At 63.3% G+C, this 25731-nt stretch carries 24 protein-coding genes and 1 pseudogene; 16 read left to right on the forward strand and 9 right to left on the reverse strand.

Annotated elements, in window-relative coordinates:
- Window positions 1–20: 20 nt before the first annotated feature.
- The gene (locus OKW29_RS16900) at window positions 21–422 is read right to left on the reverse strand and encodes an IS3 family transposase (RefSeq protein WP_429291842.1); all 402 of its coding nucleotides are present in this window, start codon (window positions 420–422) and stop codon (window positions 21–23) included.
- A 123-nt stretch (window positions 423–545) separates the two neighbouring features.
- On the reverse strand, window positions 546–1352 hold the full coding sequence (locus tag OKW29_RS16905) for a transposase (protein ID WP_429291843.1): 807 nt from the start codon (window positions 1350–1352) through the stop codon (window positions 546–548).
- 149 nt (window positions 1353–1501) lie between these two features.
- On the opposite strand from OKW29_RS16905, the pseudogene OKW29_RS16910 reads away from it, so the two are divergent.
- The 9 genes and pseudogenes from OKW29_RS16910 to OKW29_RS16950 all read left to right on the forward strand — a co-directional run bounded on the left by OKW29_RS16910 (window position 1502) and on the right by OKW29_RS16950 (window position 11100).
- Window positions 1502–3887 (forward strand): annotated as a pseudogene (locus tag OKW29_RS16910) (bifunctional salicylyl-CoA 5-hydroxylase/oxidoreductase).
- Window positions 3884–4657: an SDR family NAD(P)-dependent oxidoreductase gene (locus OKW29_RS16915; protein ID WP_429291844.1), complete on the forward strand. Its 774-nt coding sequence runs from the start codon at window positions 3884–3886 to the stop codon at window positions 4655–4657. Before OKW29_RS16910 ends, OKW29_RS16915 begins: the two are co-directional and overlap by 4 nt.
- Window positions 4654–5214, forward strand: a complete 561-nt coding sequence (locus OKW29_RS16920) for a MarR family winged helix-turn-helix transcriptional regulator (protein ID WP_184030378.1) — start codon at window positions 4654–4656, stop codon at window positions 5212–5214. The genes OKW29_RS16915 and OKW29_RS16920 overlap by 4 nt, the downstream gene beginning before the upstream one ends.
- A gap of 19 nt (window positions 5215–5233) precedes the next feature.
- Window positions 5234–6085, forward strand: a complete 852-nt coding sequence (locus tag OKW29_RS16925) for an enoyl-CoA hydratase family protein (protein ID WP_429291845.1) — start codon at window positions 5234–5236, stop codon at window positions 6083–6085.
- A gap of 1 nt (window position 6086) precedes the next feature.
- Window positions 6087–7298 carry an acyl-CoA dehydrogenase family protein gene (locus OKW29_RS16930; protein WP_429291846.1) on the forward strand — a complete coding sequence of 404 codons (1212 nt, stop codon included), beginning with the start codon at window positions 6087–6089 and terminating at the stop codon, window positions 7296–7298.
- Window positions 7295–7738, forward strand: a complete 444-nt coding sequence (locus OKW29_RS16935; RefSeq protein ID WP_429291847.1) for an acyl-CoA thioesterase — start codon at window positions 7295–7297, stop codon at window positions 7736–7738. Before OKW29_RS16930 ends, OKW29_RS16935 begins: the two co-directional genes overlap by 4 nt.
- Window positions 7735–8130: a RidA family protein gene (locus tag OKW29_RS16940; protein ID WP_429291848.1), complete on the forward strand. Its 396-nt coding sequence runs from the start codon at window positions 7735–7737 to the stop codon at window positions 8128–8130. The genes OKW29_RS16935 and OKW29_RS16940 overlap by 4 nt, the downstream gene beginning before the upstream one ends.
- A gap of 84 nt (window positions 8131–8214) precedes the next feature.
- Window positions 8215–9855, forward strand: coding sequence for an AMP-binding protein (locus tag OKW29_RS16945; RefSeq protein WP_429292521.1), 1641 nt, complete (start codon window positions 8215–8217; stop codon window positions 9853–9855).
- Window positions 9856–9888: 33 nt separating this feature from the next.
- Entirely contained in the window at window positions 9889–11100 is a 1212-nt protein-coding gene (locus OKW29_RS16950; RefSeq protein WP_429291849.1) for a dienelactone hydrolase family protein, read from the forward strand.
- Window positions 11101–11201: 101 nt separating this feature from the next.
- Here the strand turns inward: OKW29_RS16950 and OKW29_RS16955 are convergent, their stop codons facing one another.
- Both OKW29_RS16955 and OKW29_RS16960 read right to left on the reverse strand, forming a co-directional pair.
- A complete protein-coding gene (locus OKW29_RS16955; protein WP_429291850.1) occupies window positions 11202–11579 on the reverse strand; it encodes a hypothetical protein in 378 nt (125 codons plus the stop codon).
- A complete protein-coding gene (locus OKW29_RS16960; RefSeq protein ID WP_429291851.1) occupies window positions 11576–11947 on the reverse strand; it encodes a DUF6402 family protein in 372 nt (123 codons plus the stop codon). The genes OKW29_RS16955 and OKW29_RS16960 overlap by 4 nt, the downstream gene beginning before the upstream one ends.
- 121 nt (window positions 11948–12068) lie before the next feature.
- Here OKW29_RS16960 and OKW29_RS16965 point away from each other — a divergent pair, with 121 nt between their 5' ends.
- Both OKW29_RS16965 and OKW29_RS16970 read left to right on the forward strand, forming a co-directional pair.
- Window positions 12069–13562: a DHA2 family efflux MFS transporter permease subunit gene (locus OKW29_RS16965; protein ID WP_429291852.1), complete on the forward strand. Its 1494-nt coding sequence runs from the start codon at window positions 12069–12071 to the stop codon at window positions 13560–13562.
- A gap of 45 nt (window positions 13563–13607) precedes the next feature.
- Window positions 13608–14441, forward strand: coding sequence for an AraC family transcriptional regulator (locus tag OKW29_RS16970; protein WP_429291853.1), 834 nt, complete (start codon window positions 13608–13610; stop codon window positions 14439–14441).
- Window positions 14442–14502: 61 nt separating this feature from the next.
- Here OKW29_RS16970 and OKW29_RS16975 read toward each other — a convergent pair whose 3' ends face one another.
- Window positions 14503–15867: an MFS transporter gene (locus OKW29_RS16975; RefSeq protein ID WP_429291854.1), complete on the reverse strand. Its 1365-nt coding sequence runs from the start codon at window positions 15865–15867 to the stop codon at window positions 14503–14505.
- 314 nt (window positions 15868–16181) lie between these two features.
- Entirely contained in the window at window positions 16182–16922 is a 741-nt protein-coding gene (locus OKW29_RS16980; RefSeq protein WP_429291855.1) for an AraC family transcriptional regulator, read from the reverse strand.
- Between the two features lie 152 nt (window positions 16923–17074).
- Between OKW29_RS16980 and OKW29_RS16985 the strand changes: the two genes are divergently transcribed.
- The 3 genes from OKW29_RS16985 (at window position 17075) to OKW29_RS16995 (ending at window position 20074) form a co-directional block, all read left to right on the forward strand.
- The gene (locus OKW29_RS16985; RefSeq protein WP_184070421.1) at window positions 17075–17458 is read left to right on the forward strand and encodes a hypothetical protein; all 384 of its coding nucleotides are present in this window, start codon (window positions 17075–17077) and stop codon (window positions 17456–17458) included.
- 297 nt (window positions 17459–17755) lie between these two features.
- The gene (locus tag OKW29_RS16990; RefSeq protein ID WP_429291856.1) at window positions 17756–19438 is read left to right on the forward strand and encodes a PQQ-binding-like beta-propeller repeat protein; all 1683 of its coding nucleotides are present in this window, start codon (window positions 17756–17758) and stop codon (window positions 19436–19438) included.
- A gap of 138 nt (window positions 19439–19576) precedes the next feature.
- The gene (locus OKW29_RS16995) at window positions 19577–20074 is read left to right on the forward strand and encodes a GNAT family N-acetyltransferase (RefSeq protein ID WP_187616147.1); all 498 of its coding nucleotides are present in this window, start codon (window positions 19577–19579) and stop codon (window positions 20072–20074) included.
- A 6-nt stretch (window positions 20075–20080) separates the two neighbouring features.
- On the opposite strand, the gene OKW29_RS17000 is transcribed toward OKW29_RS16995, so the two are convergent.
- From OKW29_RS17000 to OKW29_RS17010, 3 genes are all read right to left on the reverse strand, one after another.
- Window positions 20081–20662 (reverse strand): flavin reductase family protein, encoded by a 582-nt coding sequence (locus OKW29_RS17000; RefSeq protein ID WP_018423901.1) that lies wholly within the window; start codon window positions 20660–20662, stop codon window positions 20081–20083.
- A gap of 184 nt (window positions 20663–20846) precedes the next feature.
- Window positions 20847–21179: a hypothetical protein gene (locus OKW29_RS17005; protein WP_184070427.1), complete on the reverse strand. Its 333-nt coding sequence runs from the start codon at window positions 21177–21179 to the stop codon at window positions 20847–20849.
- A gap of 195 nt (window positions 21180–21374) precedes the next feature.
- Entirely contained in the window at window positions 21375–22967 is a 1593-nt protein-coding gene (locus tag OKW29_RS17010; protein ID WP_429291857.1) for a PLP-dependent aminotransferase family protein, read from the reverse strand.
- 126 nt (window positions 22968–23093) lie between these two features.
- On the opposite strand from OKW29_RS17010, the gene OKW29_RS17015 reads away from it, so the two are divergent.
- Together OKW29_RS17015 and OKW29_RS17020 are read left to right on the forward strand one after the other, a co-directional pair.
- Complete coding sequence (locus tag OKW29_RS17015) at window positions 23094–23828, forward strand: GNAT family N-acetyltransferase (RefSeq protein WP_184030479.1); 735 nt, start codon at window positions 23094–23096, stop codon at window positions 23826–23828.
- Between the two features lie 312 nt (window positions 23829–24140).
- Entirely contained in the window at window positions 24141–25712 is a 1572-nt protein-coding gene (locus OKW29_RS17020) for an efflux transporter outer membrane subunit (protein WP_429291858.1), read from the forward strand.
- The last annotated feature ends 19 nt before the right edge of the window (window positions 25713–25731 follow it).

The following is a 25731-nucleotide window of genomic DNA, read 5'->3' on the forward strand; positions in this document are numbered from 1 at the left end:
GGCATGGTGGGTGCCATTGATTAGCCCACCACCTTGCGCGAGCGCAAGTCCAGCACGACTGCCAGATAGAGCCAGCCCTGCGCCGTGCGGGTATATGTGATGTCCGAAACCCATGCACGATTGGGCTCGACCACGTCAAACTGTCTGTCGAGCATGTTCTCTGGCAAAGGTAGCGTATGTCTGCTGTCGGTCGTCGAGATGAACTTGCGCTTCCAGCTCGTGCGCAGGCCCGCTTCGCGCATCAGCGTACGCACCCGGTAACGACCGATTCGTAGCCCTTGCTCCCGCAGTGCATGCATCACGCGGCGGCTACCATAGCTCGCGCCGCTCGCGGCGAATGCTACCTTGACATGCGTCTGTTCCTGCAACCTCTTTGTGCTCGGCGCGGTGCTCCGATGCGCATAGTAGCCAGAGCGGCTCACCTGCAAAAGCCGGCAGGCGTGACTGACCGAAACGGCCTCCTGTTGCAAGTGAGTTACCACGCGGTAAATCACTTCAGTTCCCGGGCAAAGACGGCCGTTGCTTTCCTGAGAAACTCCTCTGAGTCAGGTCGCTTTGGCCTGAAGGACATAGCCCAGGGACTCGGCCCGTCGCGTCAGGTTGTTCAGGACCCGCTGCCGGTAACGTTCCTCATAGTAGGCTGCGCCTGGACCGACATATTCCATGCCGTAGCGCAGCGTGTTGTAGAACAGCGCCGCGATCTTGCGTGCGGTGGCGGTGACGGCCTTCGCGTTGCCGATACGGGCTGACAGGCGTCGATAGAATCCGCCCAGAGCTGTGTCGGTCTTGCCGACCGTGACGGCGGCGAGTCTCAGCGCGGCAGCGGCCTTGCTGGAGGAGCGGCGCGTTTTCGAAGACAGGATCTTGCCGCCCGAGATCTTGTTGCCAGGTGCGAGGCACAGCCATGACGTGAAGTGCTTCACGCTCGACCAGCGGGACATGTCGTTGCCGCATTCGGCAATGAGCTTGAGTGCCACGTAGGGTCCCAGGCCGTGAATCTGCGTCAGGTCGACACCGAGCATCCCGTACAGTGCAGCACGCACGTCAAATGAGAAGTCGTTTGACTGCTTGCCTCGATGTCGCGCTGCCGGCACTGGCGCGGCGACGGGTTCGATGCCAGCCTGCAACTGCTTGAGCGCGACTTCTATCCGCTGATCGCATTGCGTCACCTGGGTCTGGTAGAAGTCGTACAGCGCCACGGCCTGGGTGAGCTCGAACACGTGTTCAGGCTGGTAATGACCGTCCAGTGCTTCCCGGATTGTCTCGATGGAGGCCTTGCAGCGCATGTCGCGATGCCGTGCGAGGACATCGGTATCGCGCTCACCAGCGACGATTGCCCGGATGATCTTCATGCCGGTGACGCCTGTGATGTCCTCAACGACGTGATGCAACTGTACATTCAACAGAACACGACTCGATACCCGCCCCCGAAATTTACTTGACATCTAAACTATCAAAACCTAAATTAATCTCACCGCAGAGTTCATTTTGGGGAACCAGCATGCGCATAGTCTGTATCGGCGGCGGTCCGGCCGGTTTGTACTTCGGTCTGTTGATGAAACAACGCAATCCCGGCCATGAAGTCATGGTAATCGAGCGCAACCGCCCCTACGACACCTTCGGCTGGGGCGTCGTGTTCTCCGACCAGACGCTCGGCAATCTGCGCGCCGCCGACGCCCCGAGCGCCGAGGCGATTCTCGACGCGTTCAATCACTGGGACGACATCGAGATTCACTTTCGCGGCCGCAGCGTGCGCTCATCGGGCCACGGTTTTTGCGGCATCGGTCGCAAACGTCTGCTGAATATCCTGCAAGCGCGCTGCGAAGAACTCGGCGTGAAGCTCGTGTTCGAAACCCAGGTCGTGGACGACAGCGCGTACGACGCGGACCTCATCATCGCGAGCGACGGCCTGAACAGCCTCGTGCGCCAGAAATACGCGGACACCTACCAGCCGGACATCGACGTGCGCGACTGCCGCTTCGTGTGGCTCGGTACGAAGAAGCTGTTCGACGCGTTCACGTTCGCGTTCGAGCAAACCGAATTCGGCTGGTTCCAGGCACACGCCTACCGCTTCGACGATCAAACCTCGACGTTCATCGTCGAAACACCGGAACGCGTGTGGCGCGCCGCCGGTCTCGACGAAATGAGCAAGGAAGACAGCATCGCGTTCTGCGAGAAGCTGTTCGCGAAGTACCTCGACGGCAACGCGCTGATGTCGAACGCGGCGCATCTGCGCGGCTCGTCGCAATGGATCCGTTTTCCGCGCGTCGTCAACAAGGAATGGGTGCATTGGCGCAGTAACGCAAACGGCACACGAACGCCGATCGTGCTGATGGGCGACGCCGCGCACACCGCGCACTTCTCGATCGGCTCGGGCACCAAGCTCGCGCTCGAAGACGCGATCGAACTCGCGAACAGCATCAGCGCGCACCCGGGTTCGCACCTGGACGATCTGGCCGCCGCATTAAGGCACTACACCGAAGTACGCAGCGTCGACGTGCTGCGCATCCAGAACGCCGCGCGCAATTCGACCGAATGGTTCGAGCACGTCGATCGTTATACGTCGTTCGAGCCAGAACAGTTCGCGTATTCGTTGCTCACGCGCTCGCAGCGCATCTCGCACGAGAACCTGCGCGAGCGCGATGCGCAGTATCTGTCCGATTTCGAGGACTGGCTCGCGAAGCGCGCGGGTGTCGAGCGCGCCGCTGACAGGCATTCGATTCCGCCGATGTTCACCCCCTTGAAGGTGCGCGGCGTCAAGCTGAAAAATCGCGTGATGGTGTCGCCGATGGCGCAGTACTCGGCGGTAAACGGCGTGGCCGGCGACTATCACCTGATGCATCTCGGCGCGCGCGCGATGGGCGGCGCCGCGCTCGTGATGACCGAGATGACCTGCGTGTCGCCCGAAGCGCGTATCACGCCCGGATGCCCGGGCATGTACGCGCCCGAGCATCTGGTCGCGTGGAAACGCATCGTCGATCTGGTCCATCTGCAATCGGATGCGAAGATCGGCATCCAGCTCGGCCACTCGGGCGCGAAAGGTTCGACGCGCGTCGCGTGGGAAGGCATCGATCAGCCGCTCGACGATGGCAACTGGCCACTCGTTTCGGGCGTCGCCGCAGCAGTATCTGCGCGGCATCAGCCAGCATTCGCGCCAAGCCACGCATGACGAGCTGCGCGCCATCGAACAGCAGTTCGTCGAGGCGACGCGCATGTCGATCGAAGCGGGTTTCGACTGGCTCGAACTGCACTGCGCGCATGGCTATTTCCTGTCGAGCTTCCTGTCGCCGCTCACGAATCACCGTACCGACACATATGGCGGTCCGCTCGAAAACCGTCTGCGTTATCCGCTGCAGGTATTCAGCGCGATCCGCGCGGTGTGGCCGCAAGACAAGCCGATCTCGGTGCGGATTTCGGCGCACGACTGGGTCGATGGCGGCAACACGCCCGACGACGCCGTGAAGATCGCGCAAGCGTTCAAGGCGGCCGGCGCGGATATGATCGACGTGTCGTCGGGCCAGGTCAGCAAGGAAGAAAAGCCCGTGTTTGGCCGCATGTTCCAGACGCCGTTCGCCGATCGCGTGCGCAACGAAGCCGGCATCGCGACGATCGCGGTCGGCGCGATTTCGGAAGCCGACCACGTGAACAGCATCATCGCGGCGGGTCGCGCCGATCTGTGCGCGATCGCGCGTCCGCATCTCGCGAATCCGTCGTGGACGTTGAACGAAGCGGCAAAGATCGGCTATCTCGACGTCGCGTGGCCGAAACCCTATACCGCCGCGAAAATGCAGCTCGAACGCAACCTCGAACGCGAGCGTGCGCAGGCCATCGCCAACGCCGGGCTCACGGCGCAACAACGCGCGCAACGCGCCGAAGGAATCGTGTGAACACCTCAGACACTCCTCTCGCCGGACAACACGCGGTCGTCACCGGCGGCGGCAGCGGCATCGGCGCGGCCATCGCGCAGGCGCTGCTGCGCGCCGGCGCGCGCGTCACGCTGATGGGCCGCAACGCGCAACGCCTCGACACGCAGCGAGAGCAATGCGCGGCGCTCGGCGACGTCGCGTGTATCAGCGTGGACGTCACGCAAGAAGATTCGGTGGCGCGCGCATTCGAGCAGGCGGGCGCCGTCGATATCCTCGTGAACAACGCGGGCCAGGCGCAGGCCGCGCCGTTCACGCTCACCGATATCGCGCTGTGGCAACGCATGCTCGACGTGAATCTGACTGGCGTGTTTCTCGGCACGCGCGCCGTCCTGCCCGGCATGCTCGAGCGTGGCTATGGCCGCATCGTCAACGTCGCGAGCACCGCGGGGCAGATCGGCTATGCGTACGTCGCCGCGTATTGCGCCGCGAAGCACGGCGTGATCGGTCTCACGCGCTCGCTCGCGCTCGAAACCGCGACGCGCGGCATCACGGTCAATGCAGTGTGCCCCGGCTACACCGAAACCGAGCTGCTGCATGCCTCGCTCGAACAGATCACGAGCAAGACCTCGCGCACCGAAGCACAGGCGCGCGAAACGCTGCTGCGCTCGAATCCGCAGCGCCGCTTCGTGAATCCGGAGCAGGTCGCGAACGCGGTGTTGTGGCTGTGCCGCCCCGGCTCGGATGCGATCACGGGGCAATCCATTTCCATTTCGGGTGGAGAAGTGATGTGAGCAAATCAACCCAAGCAAAAAAGTCGGCGGCGGCATCGGATGCGAAGCTGTCGCGCAAAGGCGTGGCTCAACCCGCGGAGAACGTCGTGGACCTCGAAATGAGCACCGGAGCGGACAGCCACATGGGCCTGCGTTTGTGGCTGCGCATGCTGACCACCACCAACCTCGTCCAGGCCGAATTGCGCAAACGTCTGCGCACCGAATTCGACACCACGCTGCCGCGATTCGATCTGATGGCGCAGCTCGAACGACATCCCGATGGCCTGAAGATGACCGAGCTATCGCGCCGTTTGATGGTGACGGGCGGCAACGTCACTGGCATCACCGATCAGCTCGAAAAAGAAGGGCTCGTCACGCGCGACACCGATCCAAACGACCGCCGCTCGATCAGCGTGTGCCTGACGCCCGCTGGCCGCAAGGCGTTCGACAAAATGGCCGTCGCGCACGAGCAATGGGTCGTCGAACTGTTCGGCGGCCTGAGCCTCGACGAAAAGATGAAGACGCATCAGGACCTCGGCAAGCTCAAGCAACATCTGCTCGACAGCCTGAGAGGCTGACTTCGCACTGGAGGAACACATGACACGATCCAACGCCGATGCACTGTTGTCCGGCAACCGCCTGACCCTGGCAGGCCACGAGGCGAAGCATTTCGGCTGGTCGGTGAGCGACAAGGTCGCGACGATCACGCTGAACCGTCCCGAGCGCAAGAACCCGCTGACCTTCGAATCGTATGCGGAGCTGCGCGACCTGTTCCGCGATCTCGCGTACGCGACCGACGTGAAAGCCGTCGTGCTGCACGGCGCGGGCGAAAACTTCTGCTCGGGCGGCGACGTGCACGACATCATCGCGCCGCTGATCGATCTGCCGATGCCCGAGTTGTTGCTGTTCACGCGCATGACCGGCGACCTCGTCAAGGCAATGCGCCATTGCCCGCAGCCGATCATCGCAGCCGTCGACGGCGTCTGCGCGGGCGCCGGCGCGATCCTCGCGATGGCTTCCGATCTGCGCCTCGGCACCGCGCGCAGCAAGCTCGCGTTCCTGTTTACGCGCGTCGGCCTCGCTGGCTGCGACATGGGCGCGTGCGCGATGCTGCCGCGCATCATCGGCCAGGGACGCGCCGCCGAACTGCTGTTCACCGGCCGCTCGGCAAGCGGCGACGAAGCTCACGCCTGGGGCTTCTACAACCGCCTGTGCGACCCGGCCGCGCTCATCGAAGAAACACAGAAGCTCGCCGCCGATCTCGCGGCCGGCCCGAGCTTCGCGCACGGCATGACGAAGAAGATGCTGCACCAGGAATGGAGTATGAGCATCGACGAAGCGATCGAATCCGAAGCGCAGGCGCAGGCGATCTGCATGGGCACGCGCGATTTCGAGCGCGCATACAACGCGTTCGCGGCGAAGACGCGTCCGGTGTTCGAAGGAGACTGAGTTGAGCGCCGACCATCAGAACAGCCCGATCGATTTGCACAGCCCGCTCGCGTGGCCGTTTTTCGAACCGCGTCATCGCGAACTCGCGGCAGGCATCGACGCATGGTGCCGCGCGCATCTCACGCATGACGAGCATGGCGACACCGATGCGACCTGCCGTCTGCTGGTGCGCGAACTCGGTCACGCCGGCTGGCTGAACTACGGCGTCGGCGGCATCGCCTATGGCGGCCACGGCGACTCGATCGACACGCGCGCCGTATGCCTGCTGCGCGAAACGCTCGCGCGCTATTCGGGCCTCGCCGATTTCGCCCTGGCGATGCAAGGCCTCGGCTCGGGCGCGATCTCGCTCGCGGGCACGCATGAGCAGAAATCGCGTTATCTGCCGCGCGTCGCGAGCGGCACGGCGATCGCCGCGTTCGCGCTGTCGGAGCCACAAGCGGGCTCGGACGTCGCCGCGATGGCGCTCGCGGCTCGCGAAGAGGGTGAGCACTACGTGCTCGACGGCGAAAAGACGTGGATTTCGAACGGCGGCATCGCGGACTTCTACGTGGTGTTCGCGCGCACTGGCGAAGCGCCGGGCGCGCGCGGCATCAGCGCGTTCATCGTGGATGCGCAGACGCCGGGCCTCGATATCGCCGAGCGCATCGACGTCATCGCGCCGCATCCGCTCGCGCGCCTGCGCTTCACGAACGCGCGCGTGCCGAAGAGCCAGATGCTAGGTGCGCCAGGTGAAGGTTTCAAGATCGCCATGCGCACGCTCGATATTTTCCGCACCTCGGTGGCGGCCGCATCGCTTGGCTTTGCCCGTCATGCGATGGCCGAGGGCCTCGCGCGCGCGGCGTCGCGCAAGATGTTCGGCCAGACGCTCGGCGACTTCCAGTTGACCCAGGCGAAACTCGCGCAGATGGCGTTGACAATCGACAGCAGCGCGCTGCTCGTCTATCGCGCCGCGTGGCTGCGCGACCAGGGCGAAAGCGTCACGCGCGAAGCCGCGATGGCGAAGTGGCACGCGAGCGAAGGCGCGCAGCAGGTGATCGACGCGGCAGTGCAGCTTTACGGCGGCATGGGTGTGCAAAGCGGCAGCGCGGTCGAGATGCTGTACCGCGAGATCCGCGCGCTGCGCATCTACGAAGGCGCGACCGAGGTGCAGCAGCTGATCGTCGGCCGCGATCTGTTGAAGGCGCATGCCGCCGCGAACGGGAATGCGCAATGAGCACTTCGTTCGAGCGGCCCATACGCATCCGCTTTTCGCACTGCGATCCCGCGGGCATCGTGTTCTTTCCGCAGTACCTCGTGATGACCAACGTGCTCGTCGAAGACTGGTTCATCGAGGGCTTGCGCATCGACTACGCGCACATGATCGTGCGGCGCCGCATCGGCCTGCCGATCGTCAAGCTCGACTGCGAGTTCTCGCGGCCGAGCCAGATGGGCGAAACGATCCTGCTCACGCTCAAGGTCCGAACCATCGGCCGCAGTTCGATCGGCATCGAGATTCACGGCCATTGCAACGGCGAGACGCGTTTCCGCTCTACACAGGTGCTCGTGTTCATATCGTTCGACAGCGGCAAATCCATCGATATTCCCGGCGACGTCGCGAGCGCGCTCGCGGCGTACGCTCCATCGGCCCCCTCCATCGAGGCGCATCGCTCATGAAACAGGCTCTCCTTCCCGCCGGCTGGGTCAAGCCGCGCGGCTATGCGAACGGCGTCGCCGCGAGCGGCACGCAGGTGTTCATCGCCGGCCAGATCGGCTGGGACGAACAGGCGCAGTTCCAGTCCGATGACTTCGCGCAGCAGTCCGAGCAGGCGCTGAAGAATCTGCTCGCCGTGCTGCGCGAAGCGGGCGGCAAGCCCGAACACCTCGTGCGCCTCACGTGGTACGTGACCGACAAGCGCGAGTATCTCGCATCGCTGAAGGACATCGGCCGCGCGTTTCGCGAGCTGATCGGCGACTACGACATCGCGATGAGCGCGGTGCAGGTCGTCGCGCTGATGGAAGACCGCGCGAAGGTCGAGATCGAAGCCACCGCGGTGATTGCGCACTGAACGTCGTACAGGTACCGAACGCACAGGCAAGCCCTTCACACCGAACGAAGCGCATTTTCCGGCTCAACGCCTCGGGAGACCATGATGGAACCGTCAGCACACGTCGATACTTTCGCGCGCGACAATCTTCCGCCGCAGGATCAATGGCCCGTCTTACTGCTCGACAATCCGGACGTCGCCTATCCGCCGAGGCTGAACTGCGCGACCGAACTGCTGGAGCGGACCATCGAGGCGGGGCATCGCGACCGGCCGGCGATCTGGTCCGACGTGGACGGCAAGCCGCAAGCCACCACGTACGGCGAACTGCTCGCGCGGGTCAACCGCAGCGCGCATGTGCTCGTCGATGAAATGGGCTTGCGCCCCGGCAACCGCGTGCTGCTGCGCGGGCCGAACACATTGCAGATGGCCGTCGCCACACTCGCGGCGCTGAAGGCCGGGCTCGTCGTCGTGCCGACCATGCCGCTGCTGCGCGCGAAGGAGCTCAAGCAGATCATCGAGAAGGCGCAGGTCAGCGCCGCGCTTTGCGACGCGCGCCTGAGCGCGGAACTCGAGCGCTGCACGAATCCGCGGGACGAGTTCTACTGCGCGGTGCTGAAACAGACCCGCCGCTTTCACGACGACTCAGCCGATTCGCTCGACACGCTCGCCGTCAACAAGCCCGAATACTTCACCGCCAGCGACACCGCCGCGGACGACATCTGCCTGATCGCGTTCACGAGCGGCACGACCGGTGCGCCGAAAGGCTGCATGCATTTCCATCGCGACATGATCGCGATGTGCGACCTGTTCCCGCGTCATGTGCTGAAGCCTTGCGCGAACGACATCTTCTGCGGCACACCGCCGCTCGCGTTCACGTTCGGGCTCGGCGGGCTGCTGTGCTTTCCGCTGCGCGTCGGTGCCTCGACGGTGTTGGTCGAAAAGTTGACGCCGCAGACCTTGCTCGAGGTGGTCGAACGATTTCATGCGACCGTGATCTTCACCGCGCCGACGTTCTATCGGCAGATGGTGCCGCTCGTCGCGCAACATGACCTTTCGTCGCTGCAGAAGACCGTGTCGGCCGGCGAGGCGCTGCCCGATTCGACGCGGCGCCTGTGGCGCGAGGCGACCGGCATCGACATGATCGACGGTATCGGCGGCACCGAGCTGATCCACATCTTCGTTTCGTCGCAAGGCGCGGAGATCCGGCCGAACGCGATCGGCCGCGCGGTGCCGGGCTACGTCGTGCAAGCCGTCGACGACGACATGCGACCCGTGCCGCCCGGCACGATCGGCAAACTCGCGGTGCGCGGCCCCACCGGCTGCCGCTATCTGGCCGACGAACGGCAGTCGCGCTTCGTGCGCGACGGCTGGAACCTGCCGGGCGATTCGGTCTATCTCGACGCGGACGGCTACGTGTTCTACCAGGCGCGCGCCGACGACATGATCGTGTCGGCCGGCTACAACATCTCCGGTCCTGAGGTGGAAAGCGTGCTGATGCAGCACGAGGCGGTGGCCGAATGCGGCGTGATCGGCGTGCCCGACGAAACGCGTGGGCAAATCGTGCGAGCCTTCGTCGTGGTGAACCCGGGCTACACCGCCGACGATAAACTGGTCGCGCAGCTGCAGGATTTCGTTAAGAATAACGTCGCGCCGTATAAATATCCCCGCGTCATCACGTTCGTCGGCGCGCTGCCGCGCACCGAAACCGGCAAGCTCAAACGTTTCGAGTTGCGCATGATGACGTAACCCCTATCTTTCGTGAGACTGGAGGCAGACTGCATGGCCGGCTCTTTCATCGAAGTCGTCGCCCACGATGGCGGCCGTTTCAACGCATACGTCGCGCGGCCCGCGCAAGGCTCGGGCCCAGGGCTCGTGCTGCTGCAGGAAATCTTCGGCGTCAACGACACGATGAAAGCGACCGCCGATCGCTACGCCGAAGAAGGCTACGTCGTGCTCGTGCCCGATCTGTTCTGGCGCATCAAGCCGAGCATTGCGCTTGGCTACGGCGACGCCGACATGAAAGAGGCGCTCGGCTATCTGGGTCAGTTCGACGCAGAAGTCGCGGTCAAGGACATCGCCGCCACCGTCGCCGCGTTGCGCGAACTGCCCGAGCAGGCCGGCAAGGTGGGCGTGGTCGGCTACTGCCTCGGCGGCAAGCTCGCGTTTCTGAGCGCGACGCGCACCGACGTCGATTGCGCGGTCAGCTATTACGGCGTGGGCCTCGAAGCGCATCTCGACGAAGTATCGGCAATCAACTGCCCGATGGTGTTCCACTTCCCTGAAAACGACGCGCACTGCCCACCCGAAACGCGCGAGCGCATCAGCGCCGCGCTGCGCACGCGACCGCAAATCGAGCAATACGTGTACCCCGGCTGCGATCACGCGTTCGCCGCGCCGCAGCGCAAACAGTACGACAAGGCCGCCGCGATGATGGCGTACTCGCGCACGCTCGCGCTGCTGCGCAAGGTACTCGGTCCGGTCTACGATCTGAACGCGCTGTGGGAAGCGCACTGCTATCACGAGTTCGCGACGCACGACGTCGACGCGGTGATGCCGACGATGGTCGCCGAGCCCTACGTCAATCACGTGCCGACGATGACGGGCGGCGTCGGGCATGACAATCTGAAGCGCTTTTACACGCATCATTTCGTCAACTCGAATCCGCCCGACACGAAGCTGATTCCGATTTCGCGCACGATCGGCTCGGATCGCGTCGTCGATGAATTCATTTTCAGCTGCACGCATAGCTGCGAAATCGACTGGCTGCTGCCGGGCGTCGCGCCGACCGGCAAGTACTTCGAGGTGCCGATGCTCGCCGTCGTGTGCTTCCGCGGTGACAAGCTTTATAACGAGCATATCTATTGGGATCAGGCTTCGGTGCTCGTGCAGGTTGGGCTGCTCGATCCGGAGGGCTTGCCGGTGGCGGGGATTGAAAGTGCGAGGAAGTTGCTCGATGAGACGTTGCCGTCGAATGGGTTGATGGGGGGGTAAGTCAAAGGTTTAAGGAAGTGGTGCTGCCGTCGCTGTGCATCATCCGAATGACTCGCGCCGGCAGCGCGTATTAATCGCGGCGTGCAAGACCCAAAAACTCATCATCCAATCGACGAAAATCTGACGATCATGCGGTCATAGAATGACGGCGGCAGCTTTATAAACGATGCGTCGTCGCCGCCGCGGGAAAATGAAACGCCTTCGTCGTCCACCCAAATCAATTCAGGAACCGGTGTGCTGAAGGTTCTGCGCACTAGCAGTTTGCCTGACGCGGCGTCGTAGACCTGACCGAGATAAGCCGAGTCGTTGCCGCCTCTCCATTGGAGCAGGCATCGCTCTGCAGTGTAGCGGCCGTTTTTTGACGTGCTTTTGATGCATTCGCTCGCATTCCTGTGATCGGTGTGCGTCGCGACGAGAAGCACGGCAAACGCGACTGTGAGGACTACAGCGCCCCATCCGATCGATCGCCCCGGTTTCATAAATACACCTTGATCGGTGGGTCGATTCGAACAGGCTTTCGATCCGAATAGATCACGAAGTCACCTCCTCGCTGGTGTTTTATTGCCCACTCTCTAAAGTCCTTATTGTGAACCGGGTAGTACACGTTGCCCCTGACCTTCGGGTTCCCCAGTGCAACGGGATAGGAAAAATACAATCGCGGTTCGTTCAGATATGACATCGCGCCGTTGTACGCCAGAACGATCACCCCGTTTTTGCTCCAATGGCCAAGATATTGCGACGCCTCGCCAGGCTTGTCGGTGAAGTCGTAACTATCCTTAATATAAACGTAGATACCTGAGATTTCTGCAACCCTGGTATTGCCTTCCTTCCCGCTCGAAGCCGCCACCGCGCGCGGCTTCGCGCAACGCCGCCGCCCAGGATTTCGTAGTTGGACGCTAAATGCGCGAGTGCTAGACTCGAAAACCCATCGTCGGTGATCGACCGAATCCGCGTAAAGGGGCGTCCGCATGACCCATTCCCTCCACGGCAAGCAACGCTGGCTCGCGCTAATCGTGCTCTGCCTCGGCGTACTGATGATCGTGCTCGACACGACCATCGTGAACGTCGCGCTGCCGTCCATCGCAGCCGATCTCGGCTTTAGCGAAACTTCGCTCGTGTGGGTCGTCAACGCCTACATGCTGACGTTCGGCGGCTGCCTGCTGCTCGGCGGACGGCTTGGCGATCTGTACGGACACCGCAAGCTGTTTCTCAGCGGCATTACGCTCTTCACGCTCGCTTCGCTCGCCTGCGGCCTCGCGAATTCGCAGGTGCTGCTGGTCGCCGCGCGCGCCGTGCAGGGCCTGGGCGGTGCGATCGTCTCGGCGGTATCGTTGTCGCTGATCATGAATCTGTTCACCGAAGCCGGCGAACGCGCGAAGGCGATGGGCGTGTATGGCTTTGTCTGCGCGGGCGGCGGCAGCATCGGCGTGCTGCTCGGCGGACTGCTCACCAACCTGCTGAGCTGGCACTGGATCTTCCTGGTCAATCTGCCGATCGGCATTGCGGTGTACGCGCTGTGCCTCGCGCTACTGCCCGCCGCGCGCGGCCACGCGCACGGCGAACGGCTCGACGTGGCCGGGGCGCTCAGCGTGACCGCATCGCTGATGCTGGCGGTCTATGCGATCGTCAACGGCAACGAAGCGGGCTGGACTTCGGCGCAAACGCTCGGCCTGCTGTTCGTCGCGCTCGCGCTGCTTGCCGTGTTCCTCGCAATCGAGGCGAGAATCGAACACCCGTTGATGCCGCTCGCTCTGCTGCGTTTGCGCAATGTCGCGACCGCGAACCTGGTCGGCGTGTTGTGGGCGGCGGCGATGTTCGCGTGGTTCTTTATTTCGGCGCTGTATCTGCAGCGCGTGCTCGGCTATCGGCCATTGCAGGTGGGGCTCGCGTTTCTGCCCGCGAACCTGATCATGGGACTCTTTTCGCTGGGATTGTCGGCGCGCGTGGTGATGCGCTTCGGGCTGCGTCGTCCGCTCGCGGCCGGCCTGCTGATCGCGGCATGCGGGCTTGCGCTGTTCGCGCGTGCGCCCGTCGACGGCAGCTTCGTACCCGACGTGTTGCCCGGCATGTTGCTGCTCGGCTTTGGCGCGGGCATCGCGTTCAATCCGCTGCTGCTCGCCGCGATGAGCGACGTCGATCCCGCCGATTCGGGCCTCGCGTCGGGCATCGTCAATACATCATTCATGATGGGCGGGGCGCTCGGGCTTGCGGTGCTCGCGAGTCTTGCCGCCGCGCGTAGCGAGGCGATGCAGGCGTCGTCGAGTGCGGCGGCTGCGCTGAACAGCGGGTATCACGTCGCGTTTCTGTTTGGGGCGGTTTTTGCGGCGGCGGCCGGCGTGCTGGGTGGGCTGTTGCTGAGGCCGGGGCAGGCGGGTGGCGCCGCGGGCGTGCATGGTGACGCGGCGGAATCGTCTCGGCCCTCCGCCGCGACCGCAAAACCGCAAGCGCGATCAAATGCGTGAGTTCGCCGCTGACTATGCTGGCTTCATGCTGACATGAGAGCCGAGATGAACCCGGTTGGAAAAGCGCTCTGGTATATCGAAAGCCACTTCGCCGGCGAGTTGACGCTCGACGACATCGCCCGCGGTGGCTGCGTATCGCGCTTTCACCTCGCGCGCGCGTTCGAAGCGGCCACCGGGATGCCGGTGATGCGCTACGTTCGCGCACGGCGTTTGAGCGAGGCCGCACGACGTCTGGCCGATGGTGCGCCCGACATCCTCGCGGTCGCTCTCGACGCCGGCTACGGCTCTCACGAAGCATTCACGCGCGCGTTTCGCGAACAGTTCGGGCTCACGCCCGACGCGCTGCGCGCGCGGGGCCATCTCGACAACCTGACCATCGTGGAGCCGATCAAAATGGACGAAACCCTTCTCACCCATCTGGACCCACCGCGCTTCGAAGACGCGCGAGCGTTTCTCGTCGCTGGACTGAGCGAGCGCTATACGTGCGACAGCAGCAAGGCGATCCCATCCCAATGGCAGCGCTTTGGCGCCTGGTACGGCAGGGTGCCGGGACAGGTCGGCAAGGTGGCTTATGGCGTTGGCTATAACGCCGATGAACTGGGTAACTTCGACTACATGTGCGGCGTCGAAGTCAGCGATTTTTCCGCATTGCCGCCAGAGTTGAGTCGTGTGCGCATCGCCGCGCAACGGTATGCGGTGTTCGCTCATCGCGAACACATCTCAGGCATTCGTCGCACGATGAATACGATCTGGAATCAGTGGTTGCCCGCGTCAGGGCACGTGCCTGCCGATGCACCGCATTTCGAACGGTATGGCGAGCAGTTCGACCCGGTGACGGGGATGGGTGGAGTCGAAGTCTGGTTGCCGCTGAAAAGTTGATGGTCGATTCGGCGGATGGCCGTAGCGGATGGCCGTTGTGGCCGGCCATCCGCCCGATCGTTCACGGAGTGGCATGTCTGCTGTCATGCAATGCATGCACGTCGTCGTATTCCCGCGAAATGTCCTTATTCGTGTAATCGCTCAATCGCATGGCGGCGGCCACGCTAATCACCGCGCACGCGAAGACATACCACGCCACCGCAAATCCCGAATGGAAGTAAGCATAAAGCGCCGTCGCAATCAACGGTGCCGGACCGCCAGCGATGACGGAAGCCAACTGATAGCCCATCGACGCACCGCTGTAGCGCAAGCGCCCCGTGAACGATTCGGCGATCAACGCGGCTTGGGGACCATACATCATCGCATGCGGCACCAGCGAAAGTACGATGGCCGCGAAGATCCATATCGGGTTATGGGTTCCAACCATGAAAAAGTACAGGAAGCCGAATAGCCCGACAGCAGCGGCACCGATCACATACATGCGTCGACGTCCGATCAGATCAGACACATGGCCAAACAGCGGAATCGTGAAGAATTCCAGCACCGAAGCGGCCAGCACTGCCGTGAGCAGCAGATCGCGTGTGACGCCCAGACTCATCACACCATAGGTGAATATAAAGGCCGTAAAAATATAGAACGGCGCCTGTTCCGCCAAACGCGCAAGAGCCGACAGAAGAATGTCTTTCGGCTGCCGGCGCAATACTTCACGCATCGGCGCCTTTTCGATCCTGCGCTCAGCGAGCAGCTTCGCGAAGATAGGCGTCTCGAGGATACTCAAGCGGATATAAAGGCCGATCGCGACCAGCACGATACTGAGGAAAAACGGCACCCGCCAGCCCCAGGTGAGAAATGCGCTGCCGGAGATCTGGCTGACGGCAAGCACCACCAGATTCGCGACGAACAATCCCGCCGGCACGCCAAACTGCGGCCAGGACGCGATGAAACCGCGATGCTTGTTGGTACGTGCCCACTCCATCGACATCAACACCGAACCGCCCCACTCGCCTCCAACGCCCACACCTTGAATGAAGCGCAGCGCCGTGAGCAGGATTGCCCCCCAGATACCGATCGTCGCATAGGTTGGAACAAAGCCCACGGCAAACGTCGCGAGTCCCATCAGCAACAGCGTCACGATTAACGTGGCTTTACGTCCGATGCGATCTCCATAGTGGCCGAAAATCGCCGCGCCCACCGGCCGCGCGATAAAGCCGACAGCGTAAATCAGAAAAGCTTGCAGTGTGCCGACGAGCGGGTCCGATTCAGGAAAGAACAGTTTCGCGAATACAAGACCCGTAACAATGCTGTACAGGAAGAAGTCATACCATTCGATTGTGGTACCAATCGTGCTGGCGATGACAGCGCGGCGCAACTGGCGCCGAGCCTCCTCATCCGAGAGGGGCAACGCCCCTGATTGCGTGGCAGCCATTTGATATCTCCCCAAAATGGACGGGTGACATCTTTTTTGGACATTTGAGGTATTGCGTGGTTCCAGTGAGGACGCGAGGTACGTGCAGCGAAAACCGGCTTTGCGGCTACTGTGATGGCTGGGCGGCCGGGTCGATAAAAACCGGCTCCGAACCACTATTCGCAGAGACCGGGGGCTTTATTCAGAGAGACATTTCGAAATTGCATTTTTTGCCGAATTAGGAATCGGCAATGCTCGCTCAATGCAATTGATACCGATGGAGCAACTTGCTCCGCACTAGCAGGCATCTCACATGCTCATCACACCCATCCCAATCACACCAACGGAATGTAGATATCCGTCTGCCACTGATCCAGCGGCGTCTCAGGATAGACGCTCAGGTAGTGGAAAAACAGCGGATGGTCCCGCAACTCTTCCCCACTCGAAGGCAACCAGTCGCGATAGACCGGGTAGATCGTCTCGCCGATGTGGTCGGTCGATCCCGTGTGCCGAACCACCGCGCACCGTCCACCCTGCATCACGAGCTCGCGCACGCCATAGAGATTCGGCGCGACCGGCTCGTCGATCTCTCCGCAGATATCGAAACGGAATTCATCCGCTGGCACCGTGTCTGGATTGCCGTGCGGGACGCCGAAGGTCCGGCTAGACGCCACCGGTGATTGTCCGCTTTGAATACGCAAATCGATGAACTTGCGCGCACTCTCGTTGACGAGTCCGGGCGAACCACAATGTTCGAGCGCGGCAACGCGGGTTTCCGCAAAATCGACGATTTTCACTTGCATGGTCAGTTTCCTCGAAACATAGGGAACAACAAAACTCGCACTCCAGAATTGCCATGTTGGATGTCGTCGAAACGCGCTCGGCGCCATGCCGAACGCACGCTTGAACGCACGGCTGAAGGCTTCGGGACTGTCGAAGCCGGCGTCGAGCGCGGCATCGAGAACCGGGCACGCCGCCTGCGACGCGAGGCGGCGGCCCGCGCGACGCAAGCGCATCAGCTGCACGTAGCGTGCGACGGGCACGTAGGCACCGGCGGCGTCTGTGTGAGCTAACATGGTCTGGATCGTACGAGTTTCGATATGGTCGCCGAGGTTGGACACATCTTACCTAGCCGGACTTGCTCGATCTTCAATTGGCTCGCTGCCGAGCCTGGAGAATTTACGTAAACTTATCTTCGTTCATCCGCGCTTCCTGAGATTGTCCGCCGATGCCCTCTTCGATCAGCAATTCGCTCCTGTGGATCTTCGACGCGTTCGAACGCGATCCGACGTATATGCGTCGGCGGATGTTTGGTAGCGACGCTGCGTATATCGATGGGCTGTTGTGCCTGGTTGCCGCCGATCGCGATAAGCCGTGGAATGGGCTGCTCGTCTGTACGTCGCGGGAACGCCATGCTGCTCTGATTACCGATATGCCTGCGTTGCAGCCTCACCCGGTGCTTGGGAAATGGCTTTACGTGCCGCAGGAGGATCCTGCGTTTGAAGACACTGTCGAGCAGTTGACGGCACTCGTGCTGGAGCGGGACCCCCGAGTGGGTGTCGAGCCTAAGCCGAAAAAGCGGCGCGGTAAGTCGGTGTTGCCGGAGGGTTGAAGCGCGGCAGTGCCGTTTCGGTCTCTCTTCCGGTCCGAGCGCGCGCTCATTGGTGACTACGCGAATTGCGGTCGGGCTTAAAGACCGGAAATGAGATTCTCTCCTCGTCGAATCGCGCCTTATTAATTCGATTCACAACCATAGCGCGAACTCGTTTCATGCAAATAGCATGAATTCCTCGAAATAACTTCGCAATGTAGAAAGCAGCGATGAAGCACTGTGCCTGACATGACGTGCTCTGTGCGATTTCGCACATTCCGCCAATGCGCCCTGATCGGACGTTCACTATATTTTCGATTGCCCCACCCCACCGCTATAAATTGTTTACTTGGTCTTCTAACTATCCGTATTCCTGCTTCGCAAAACGCAAACGCAGCTTTTCCAAATAATTCCGGAGGAGACGACATGAGAACTGACACGTTGTGTTCAGCGTGGGCGCTGCTATTTGGTTTAACAACGAGCAGCATTGCCTATGCGACCGATTGGACGACTTCGGGTAACGGCTTGATGAACTCCCGAAATCAGGCGAATGAATCGGTGATTAGTCCGAAGACAGCAGGTTCCCTTCACAAACTCTGGGCAGCCGACACAAGCGGAAACGTGACGGCGACCCCTGCCCTCGATGACCGCTATGCCTATTTCCCGGATTCCGCGGGCTATCTGTACAAGGTCGACAGGAAGACCGGCAAGCTGATCTGGAAGAACCTTGTATCGTCCTATACGAACATCCCCAACGACTACGCGCGCGCAACGCCCGCCATCTCCGGAAACGTCCTGATACTCGGCAATCAAAGCGGCAAACTGTCGAGTCCGCAACCGGCCCAGGTCTTTGCCGTCGACAAGAACACTGGCCTGCGGCTTTGGCACACGCAAGTCGATTCAACCACTTATTCAATGGTCACGCAGTCTGCCGTCATCGCGAACGGCACGGCTTTCGTAGGAACCACATCGAACGAAGAACTGATGGCCGCCTATGTCCCTCCGCCTGCCTGGCAGTGGAGTTTCCGCGGCAGCGTCGTCGCACTTGATGTCGCGACCGGCGCAATCAAATGGCAGACATACACGATACCGAAGGGTTATTTCGGCGGCTCCGTCTGGGGTAGCACGGGCGCCGTCGACGTCGATCGCAATACGGTGTTCATGGGTTCCGGCAACAACTGGGAAGTGCCTCAGGCCGTACTCGACTGCATGAACAGTGGCGGCACGCCGACCTCGTGCATCGATCCGAACGATCACTTCGATTCGATCCTTGCGCTGGACATGACCACGGGCGCAGTCAAATGGTCCGCGCGTGGTCTGCCGTACGACACGTGGAATGTCGGCTGCGGCCTCAACGTCCCAGGCGTCTTCACCCTTCCGCCGAACGCCAACTGTCCCAATCCGAAAGGTCCGGACTGGGACTTCGCGCAAGGACCGATGCTCTTCGGTGGCAACGGCAATGCTGGCAGACTGGTCGGCGCGGGGCAGAAGAGCGGGATGTTCTGGGCCTTCGATGAAGACACAGGCGCTCTGCGTTGGTCCACGCAGGTCGCCCCTGGTGGACTCACAGGCGGTCTTCAGTGGGGATCGGCCAACGATGGCCAGTTCATTTATGTTGCGGTATCGAATAGCGGAATGACCGGAGCGGGAACGACACCAGGCGTATGGCAATTGGCGAACGGCGGTGGCACCACCACGTCTGGCGGTTGGGCGTCGCTCAATGCGAATTCCGGCGCAGTGACGTGGACCACGCCGGACCCGCTCGCAAGCCGCGCGGAGGCAGCCGTCAGTGTCGCCAATGGCGTGGTCTTCGGATGCAATCTCGACTACACGAATGGCACGATGTACGCGCTCGATTCTTCCAACGGAAAAGTCCTGTGGTCATTCAATAGCGGGGGTGCATGCAATGCCGGGCCGGCCATTGCGGACGGCGTGGTGTTCTGGGGCTCTGGCTCGACGAGTGGACCGGGGCCGCTGAAATTGTTCGCCTTCGGTCTGTAGGAATCGCCCGAGGCCCGGTCCGTTCGCGGCGGGGCCTTTGGCTCTTTGCTACGATGTGAGTCTGTTCCGAAGCCGGCGCATTTGGCGCGTACCGCCCGCCGGCCGGCAGTCATCACCGAACTCACCGAGCACTAGACCTTGACGATCCACATCCGCCCCGCCACCGCTTCCGACGCCCCCCTGATCCTGCGCTTCATCACCGAACTCGCGATCTACGAAAAAGCCGAGCACGAAGTCGTCGCCGGCGTCGAAGACATCGAGAAGAGCCTGTTTGCCGAGGGCGCGCCCGCGAAAGCGCTGATCTGCGAAATGAACGGCGAGCCAGTCGGTTTTTGCGTGTACTTCTTTTCGTATTCGACGTGGCTCGGCAAACAGGGGCTTTATCTGGAAGACCTGTACGTATCGCCCGCATCGCGTGGCAGCGGCGCTGGCAAACAGATGCTGCGCCATCTCGCGCAAATCGCCTGCGAAACGGGCTGCGGTCGATTCGAATGGAGCGTGCTCGACTGGAACGAGCCGGCCATCGGCTTCTACAAGTCGATCGGCGCGAATCCGCAAAGCGAATGGGTACGTTATCGTCTCGCCGGCGACGCGCTCAAAGCATTCGCCGAAGGCGAAACCGAACGGAGCACCTAAGCCCGGTCACTGCGCGGAGGCCGCGACGGGCGCCACCTCGAATGCATCGCCCGTCGCGAAGAAGGTACCGCCGGCCACGTAATGGCATGTGCGCAGGTCGGGATCGTCGCCGAAATGCCAGCGGTTGCGCGAATACACGCGGCTATCCGCATACGCGGCGACCACCTCGCCGATGATCAGATCGTGCCGTTGGCTGTCGTCCGGAATCACCTTGCATTCCATCCAGGTGATGCAGCCGGCCAGCATCGGCACGTCGATTTTTTGCGCGCGGAAGGTCTCGAGATCGAACGCGGAGAACTTGTCGAGTTCGACGCCCGCGTGCGTGCCGACCGCGAGCGTTTGCGCGGCGAAACCGCGGCTCGGCAACTGCAGCCCGAACACGCCGCTCGCTTCGATCAGGCGACGCGTCAGTGTGCGGCTATCCACGACCACCACCACCTTCGGCGGATTGAAGTCGAGCGGCATCGCCCATGACGCGGCCATCACGTTCGATCGACCATCGTGTGCGCTCGTGATCAGCGTGACGGGTCCGTGATTGAGCAGTTGAGTCGCGCGCGACAATTCCACGGTTTCTCGGGTGGCGTTCATGGCATCGTGATGGCGTCGAAAGGATGACGCTGATTGTAGCGGGGCGGGAGAAATGCGGTGCGGCGTAGGGCCGAGCGATACGAGAGCGATTCGAACCACGCGCGGATGGCGGCCGAATCGAACTGCCGGGCGGCGGCCCACAAGCCGTCGCCCGACCGAACTTCAAGCGAATTTCAAGGGACCCTCAATGTGGCACCTTGCCGTTCGGCACCGCATTGAGCGGCTTGTGCTGCTCGTCGCCGAGTCCCGGGAAGAACGCGTTCCAGGCGGCGCGCACGCCTTGCGCCGCGGTGGCTTCGGCGCCGACCGACTCGGCCGCGCCGTCCGCGGCTTTCGAGGGATCGGCGGACAGGCCGCGCCAGTGCGTGAATACGAGCAACGGCTTTTCGGTCCACACGCCGTCGCCAAATTTCGCAAACGCCGTGTCCCCGCTCGCCAACTGCACTTCGTACCAGCCTTCGCGTACGGGCGTATGGATGGCAAGGTCAAACCACGGGGTCGGTTCGATTTCCTTCATGTCTTCTCCGGTCGGATAGATCGTCATCGATAACCACACTGAACGCATTGTTCGTGCCCATCGCTGGCGCCACACCCGCCGCGCGACGGGACGGGCAACCGCGGCACATGCGGGCAAACCAGCACATCGGAACTGCGAAGTCGCCGCGCATACGACACGATAGCGCGACATGGGCCAGGCGGACAAACGTAAAACTTACATGCCCGGAGTGGCGGGCGTACGGCGTGGCGGGGCGGTTTTTTTGCGGGGCCGGACGACGGTTTTTCCGCCCCGTTTTGCCGCGCGCTTCGCAGCCGGTCGCGCCTCGCCCTGCATCTCCCGCACCATCTCCGCCAGCGCTTTCACCGCGGGCCCCAAGCGCTCCGCCTCCGTATTGCCATACCCGATCACGAGCCCGTTCGTCTGCTCCGACGCCCCGATCGAAAACCCCGACAGCGCGCGCGGACTCAACCCCAACGCCTGCGCCCGCGCAGTGAGCGCGCGATCGTCGAGCGATGCCGGCAGCCGCAGCGTCAGATGCATGCCGCAATCGCCGCCAAGAATCTTCGCCGCCGGAAAATGCCCGGCCAGCGCGTCGCGCAGCGCCTGCTGCCGCTCGCGGTACAGCCGCCGCATCCGCCCGAGATGCCGCCCGAATTCGCCGCTTTCGATGAAATGCGCGAGCGCCAGCTGCTCCAGCCGATGCCCGCCGCGCAGCATCTCTTGCAGCGCAACAGCGGCGTGCGCGGCGATCGCGCGAGGCAGCACGACGAAGCCGATGCGCAGCGCCGGAAACATCGTCTTGCTGAACGAGCCGACGTACAGCACGGGCGCCTCGTCGACGAGGCCCTGCATGCTCGCGATCGGCTCGCCGGTGTGACGCACCTCGCCGTCGTAATCGTCCTCGATCAGCCACGCGCCGCAGCGCCGCGCCTCGGCAATCAGCGCAAGCCGCCGCGCCACCGACAGCACCGCGCCGGTCGGATACTGATGCGCGGGAGACGTGTAGATCAGTTTCGGCGGATGCGTGTGCCACGCGTCGGCCGGCACGGCCATGCCTTCGGCGTCGACGGGAATCGGCAGCGTGCGCAAGTCGCCCGCGTTGAAAGCGGCCTTCGCGCCGCGATAGCCGGGGTCCTCGATCCATGCGATATCGCCGGGATTGGTCAGCAGTCGCACGCACAGGTTCAGCGCCTCCTGCGCGCCCTCGGTGATCACGACCTGCGAGCCATCGCAGCGCACGCCGCGCGCCATCCGCAGATGCGCGGCGATCGCGTCGCGCAGCGCGGGCTCGCCGGCCGGCATGCCGTAGCCGAGCGCGCGTGGTAATGCGCGCTCCATCGCACGTTCGAGCGCGCGCCGCCACGCGGCAAGCGGGAAACGGTCCAGCGCGGGCGTGCCGGGGGTCAGCGCGTACGCGTTGTCGGCGTGATTGTGCGACGCCGCGAACTGCTCGACGCGCGCCGCGTATACGACCTCCGGCGCCGCCGACGCCGCCGCCCGCTCGCCGCGCGCGGCGGGGCTCGACAGCGGGCTCACGCGCGTGCCCTGGCGATCGGCGATCACGTAGCCGACCGCGGCGAGATGCTCGTAAGCGATCACGACCGTGTTGCGCGACACGCCCATCTCGGCGGCGAGCAGCCGCGACGACGGCAGCAGCGACCCGGCCGGCAGACGACCGGCGAGAATCGCCTGCTGCAGACGTTCGATCAGCTGCTTTTGCAGCGGCGCGGGCCGCTTGGCCCCGCTGGCGCCGCTCGCGGCGAACGCGTCGTCCGCATGGACGAGCGGTCCGATGATTTCGATCATGGTGGCTGGACCTATCGAATAAGCACCTCGTGGATCTTTTGAACATACCACGTTTGCCGTATCGTTCCTGCATCGACACGCATCGGCATCCTCCGGCATCGCCCATTCATCGACAGGAGAACAGACATGGAACCCACACGTAACGCCTACGGCCAGCCAATCGGCGCGCCCCTGCCCGGCTGGCACGGCGCGCAGCCGCCGGGCCGCGAGCCGCTGGGCGGCCGCTATTGCCGGCTCGAAGCGGTCGACGTCGAGCGCCACGCGGCCGACCTCTTCGATGCGTACGGCTCGGCCACCGACGGCCGCGACTGGACCTATCTGGCGGTCGGCCCGTTCGACAGTCTCGCGGCCTATCGTGAGCGTCTGACGCAGATGGCGGCATCGAAAGATCCGCTGCACTACGCGGTCATCGACCTGGCGACGGGCAAGCCGGTCGGCACGCTCTCGCTGATGCGGATCGATCCGGCCAACGGCGTGATCGAAGTCGGCCACGTCACGTATTCGCCGCGGCTCAAGCGCACGCGCATCGCGACCGATGCGATGTACCTGCTGCTAGGCGAAGTGTTCGACAAGCTCGGTTATCGGCGCTTCGAATGGAAATGCGATTCGCTCAACGAGCCGTCGCGCAAGGCCGCGTTGCGCTATGGATTTACGTTCGAGGGGATCTTCCGGCAGGCGATCGTCTATCGCGAGCGCAATCGCGACACGGCGTGGTTTTCGATCATCGACAGCGAGTGGCCGGCATTGCGCTCTTGCTATGAGCGGTGGCTCGACGCGGGCAATTTCGATGCGCAAGGGCAGCAGGTCGAGCGGCTCGCCGATCTGATCGCGCAGCGCCGAGCGGCGGACGAGGCCCGGTAAAACCAGACGATCGATAACCAGGCAACAGCTCGACCAGTTCGCCAAGCGCGATGCCGAGCCAACCGCGTGCCCGAATCCGTGAAATTGTCGTGAATGCCGCTCCGGGCGTGGCAGACAGCGGTAGCACCGCCTGCCATCACCGCCCTCCTACGTGATCTCGTATCCACCCTCGTCGGCCAGCGAATGCGAGGCCAAGCGCGGTTCGCGCCGTGCATGGTAAATTCCAGCGTCGGCAAGACAACTCCAGGAACGTTCGGGTGACCTGAACATCTTCGTCCGGTCCACCCGCCACTGGCGATACAAGGTAGATCGATGATCGACGTGAGTCAGCGTATTGTCTGGCGGCGCCTCTACGTTGCGCTGTGCAGCTGCGTCGCGCTGGCCGGCTGCATGGTCGGCCCCGACTACCACGCGCCGCCCGCGCCGGCCACCGACACCTTCACCACCACGCCGCTGCCCGACCAGACCGCCTCCGCGCCCGGCCCCGCAGGCCTGCCGCAGCGTTTCGCGCCGGCCCAGGACATTCCCGCCGCGTGGTGGACGCTGTTTCATTGCGAGCCGCTCGACGCACTGATCCGCGAGGCGATCGCCAACAGTCCGAACATGGCCGCCGCGCAGGCGGCGTTGCGACAGGCTCGCGAGAATTACATCGCGCAAGCCGGCGGCACCTTGCTGCCGAGCGTCGACGCGCAACTGAGTGCCACGCGCGAAAAGATCAACGGCATCGCGTTCGGCGAGCCCGGCCTCGTCGAGGAATTCAATCTCTACAACGCGTCGGTCAACGTCTCGTACAAGCTGGACGTGTTCGGCGGCGCGCGGCGCGAACTCGAAGCGCTGCATGCGCAGATCGACTATCAGCGCTTCCAGCTGCAGGCCGCCTATCTCACGATATCGGCCAACATCGTGACCGCAGCGGTCAAGGAAGCGTCGGTGCGCGCGCAGATCGACGCGACCGAGCGGATCGCTACCGAGGAAGAGCAGCAGCTGAACGTGCTCGACCAGCAATTCTCACTCGGCGGCGTGAGCCGCACGGCCGTGCTCGCGCAGGAAACGCTGCTCGCGCAGACCCGCGCGACGCTGCCGCCGCTGCAACAGCAGCTCGATCAGGCGCGCCATCAGCTTGCGGTACTCGCCGGCAAGCTGCCGAGCGATACCTCGGTGCCCGGCTTCACGCTCGACATGTTCTCGCTGCCCGACACGCTGCCCGTGAGCCTGCCGTCGTCGCTGGTGCACCAGCGCCCCGACATCCTTGCCGCCGACGCCACGCTGCATCAGGCGAGCGCGCAGGTCGGCGTCGCGACCGCGGCGATGTATCCGCAGATCACGCTGTCGGCGAGCTACGGCGCCGAAGCGTTGACGCCCGCGCAGGTGCTCAGGGCCGGCAGCACGCTCTGGAGCATCGGCGCGGGCTTGCTGCAACCGGTCTTTCACGGCGGCCAGCTGAGCGCGCAGAAGCGCGCGGCCGAGGCCGCCTACGAGCAGGCCGGCGCGCAATACCGCGAGACGGTGCTGCTCGCGTTCCAGAACGTTGCGGACACGCTGCGCGCGCTCGAACACGACGCAACCGGCCTCAAGGCGCAGACCGACGCGTCGCGCGCCGCGAGCGATTCGCTCGAACTGACGCGCGGACAGTATCACGTCGGCGGTGTCAGCTACCTCGCGCTGCTCGACGCGCAACGCCAGTATCAGCAAACGGTCGTGAGTCTCGCGCAGGCGCAGGCCGCGCGTTACGCCGACACGGCGGCGCTGTTCCAGGCGCTCGGCGGCGGCTGGTGGAATGCCGGCGCGCCCGAGTCCGCGGCCGCGCCGGCCGCCGCGTCGGCGAGCGCGTCGAACACGTCGTCGCCATCGGCAACGACGGCAACCGCCACAACGCCACATTGACCGTGCCCTGACGCAACCC

Source organism: Paraburkholderia sp. CI3 (assembly GCF_050436505.1).
Classification (GTDB): Bacteria; Pseudomonadota; Gammaproteobacteria; order Burkholderiales; family Burkholderiaceae; genus Paraburkholderia; species Paraburkholderia tuberum.

Excerpts from the sequence above, each read along its gene's own strand:
- OKW29_RS16905 (WP_429291843.1), bottom strand. The coding sequence starts at position 1,352 with ATGAAGATCATCCGGGCAATCGTCGCTGGTGAGCGCGATACCGATGTC.
- OKW29_RS16925 (WP_429291845.1), top strand. The coding sequence starts at position 5,234 with ATGACACGATCCAACGCCGATGCACTGTTGTCCGGCAACCGCCTGACC.
- OKW29_RS16935 (WP_429291847.1), top strand. The coding sequence starts at position 7,295 with ATGAGCACTTCGTTCGAGCGGCCCATACGCATCCGCTTTTCGCACTGC.
- OKW29_RS16940 (WP_429291848.1), top strand. The coding sequence starts at position 7,735 with ATGAAACAGGCTCTCCTTCCCGCCGGCTGGGTCAAGCCGCGCGGCTAT.
- OKW29_RS16945 (WP_429292521.1), top strand. The coding sequence starts at position 8,215 with ATGGAACCGTCAGCACACGTCGATACTTTCGCGCGCGACAATCTTCCG.
- OKW29_RS16950 (WP_429291849.1), top strand. The coding sequence starts at position 9,889 with ATGGCCGGCTCTTTCATCGAAGTCGTCGCCCACGATGGCGGCCGTTTC.
- OKW29_RS16955 (WP_429291850.1), bottom strand. The coding sequence starts at position 11,579 with ATGAAACCGGGGCGATCGATCGGATGGGGCGCTGTAGTCCTCACAGTC.
- OKW29_RS16965 (WP_429291852.1), top strand. The coding sequence starts at position 12,069 with ATGACCCATTCCCTCCACGGCAAGCAACGCTGGCTCGCGCTAATCGTG.
- OKW29_RS16970 (WP_429291853.1), top strand. The coding sequence starts at position 13,608 with ATGAACCCGGTTGGAAAAGCGCTCTGGTATATCGAAAGCCACTTCGCC.
- OKW29_RS16975 (WP_429291854.1), bottom strand. The coding sequence starts at position 15,867 with ATGGCTGCCACGCAATCAGGGGCGTTGCCCCTCTCGGATGAGGAGGCT.
- OKW29_RS16980 (WP_429291855.1), bottom strand. The coding sequence starts at position 16,922 with ATGTTAGCTCACACAGACGCCGCCGGTGCCTACGTGCCCGTCGCACGC.
- OKW29_RS16985 (WP_184070421.1), top strand. The coding sequence starts at position 17,075 with ATGCCCTCTTCGATCAGCAATTCGCTCCTGTGGATCTTCGACGCGTTC.
- OKW29_RS17000 (WP_018423901.1), bottom strand. The coding sequence starts at position 20,662 with ATGAACGCCACCCGAGAAACCGTGGAATTGTCGCGCGCGACTCAACTG.
- OKW29_RS17005 (WP_184070427.1), bottom strand. The coding sequence starts at position 21,179 with ATGAAGGAAATCGAACCGACCCCGTGGTTTGACCTTGCCATCCATACG.
- OKW29_RS17010 (WP_429291857.1), bottom strand. The coding sequence starts at position 22,967 with ATGATCGAAATCATCGGACCGCTCGTCCATGCGGACGACGCGTTCGCC.
- OKW29_RS17015 (WP_184030479.1), top strand. The coding sequence starts at position 23,094 with ATGGAACCCACACGTAACGCCTACGGCCAGCCAATCGGCGCGCCCCTG.
- OKW29_RS17020 (WP_429291858.1), top strand. The coding sequence starts at position 24,141 with ATGATCGACGTGAGTCAGCGTATTGTCTGGCGGCGCCTCTACGTTGCG.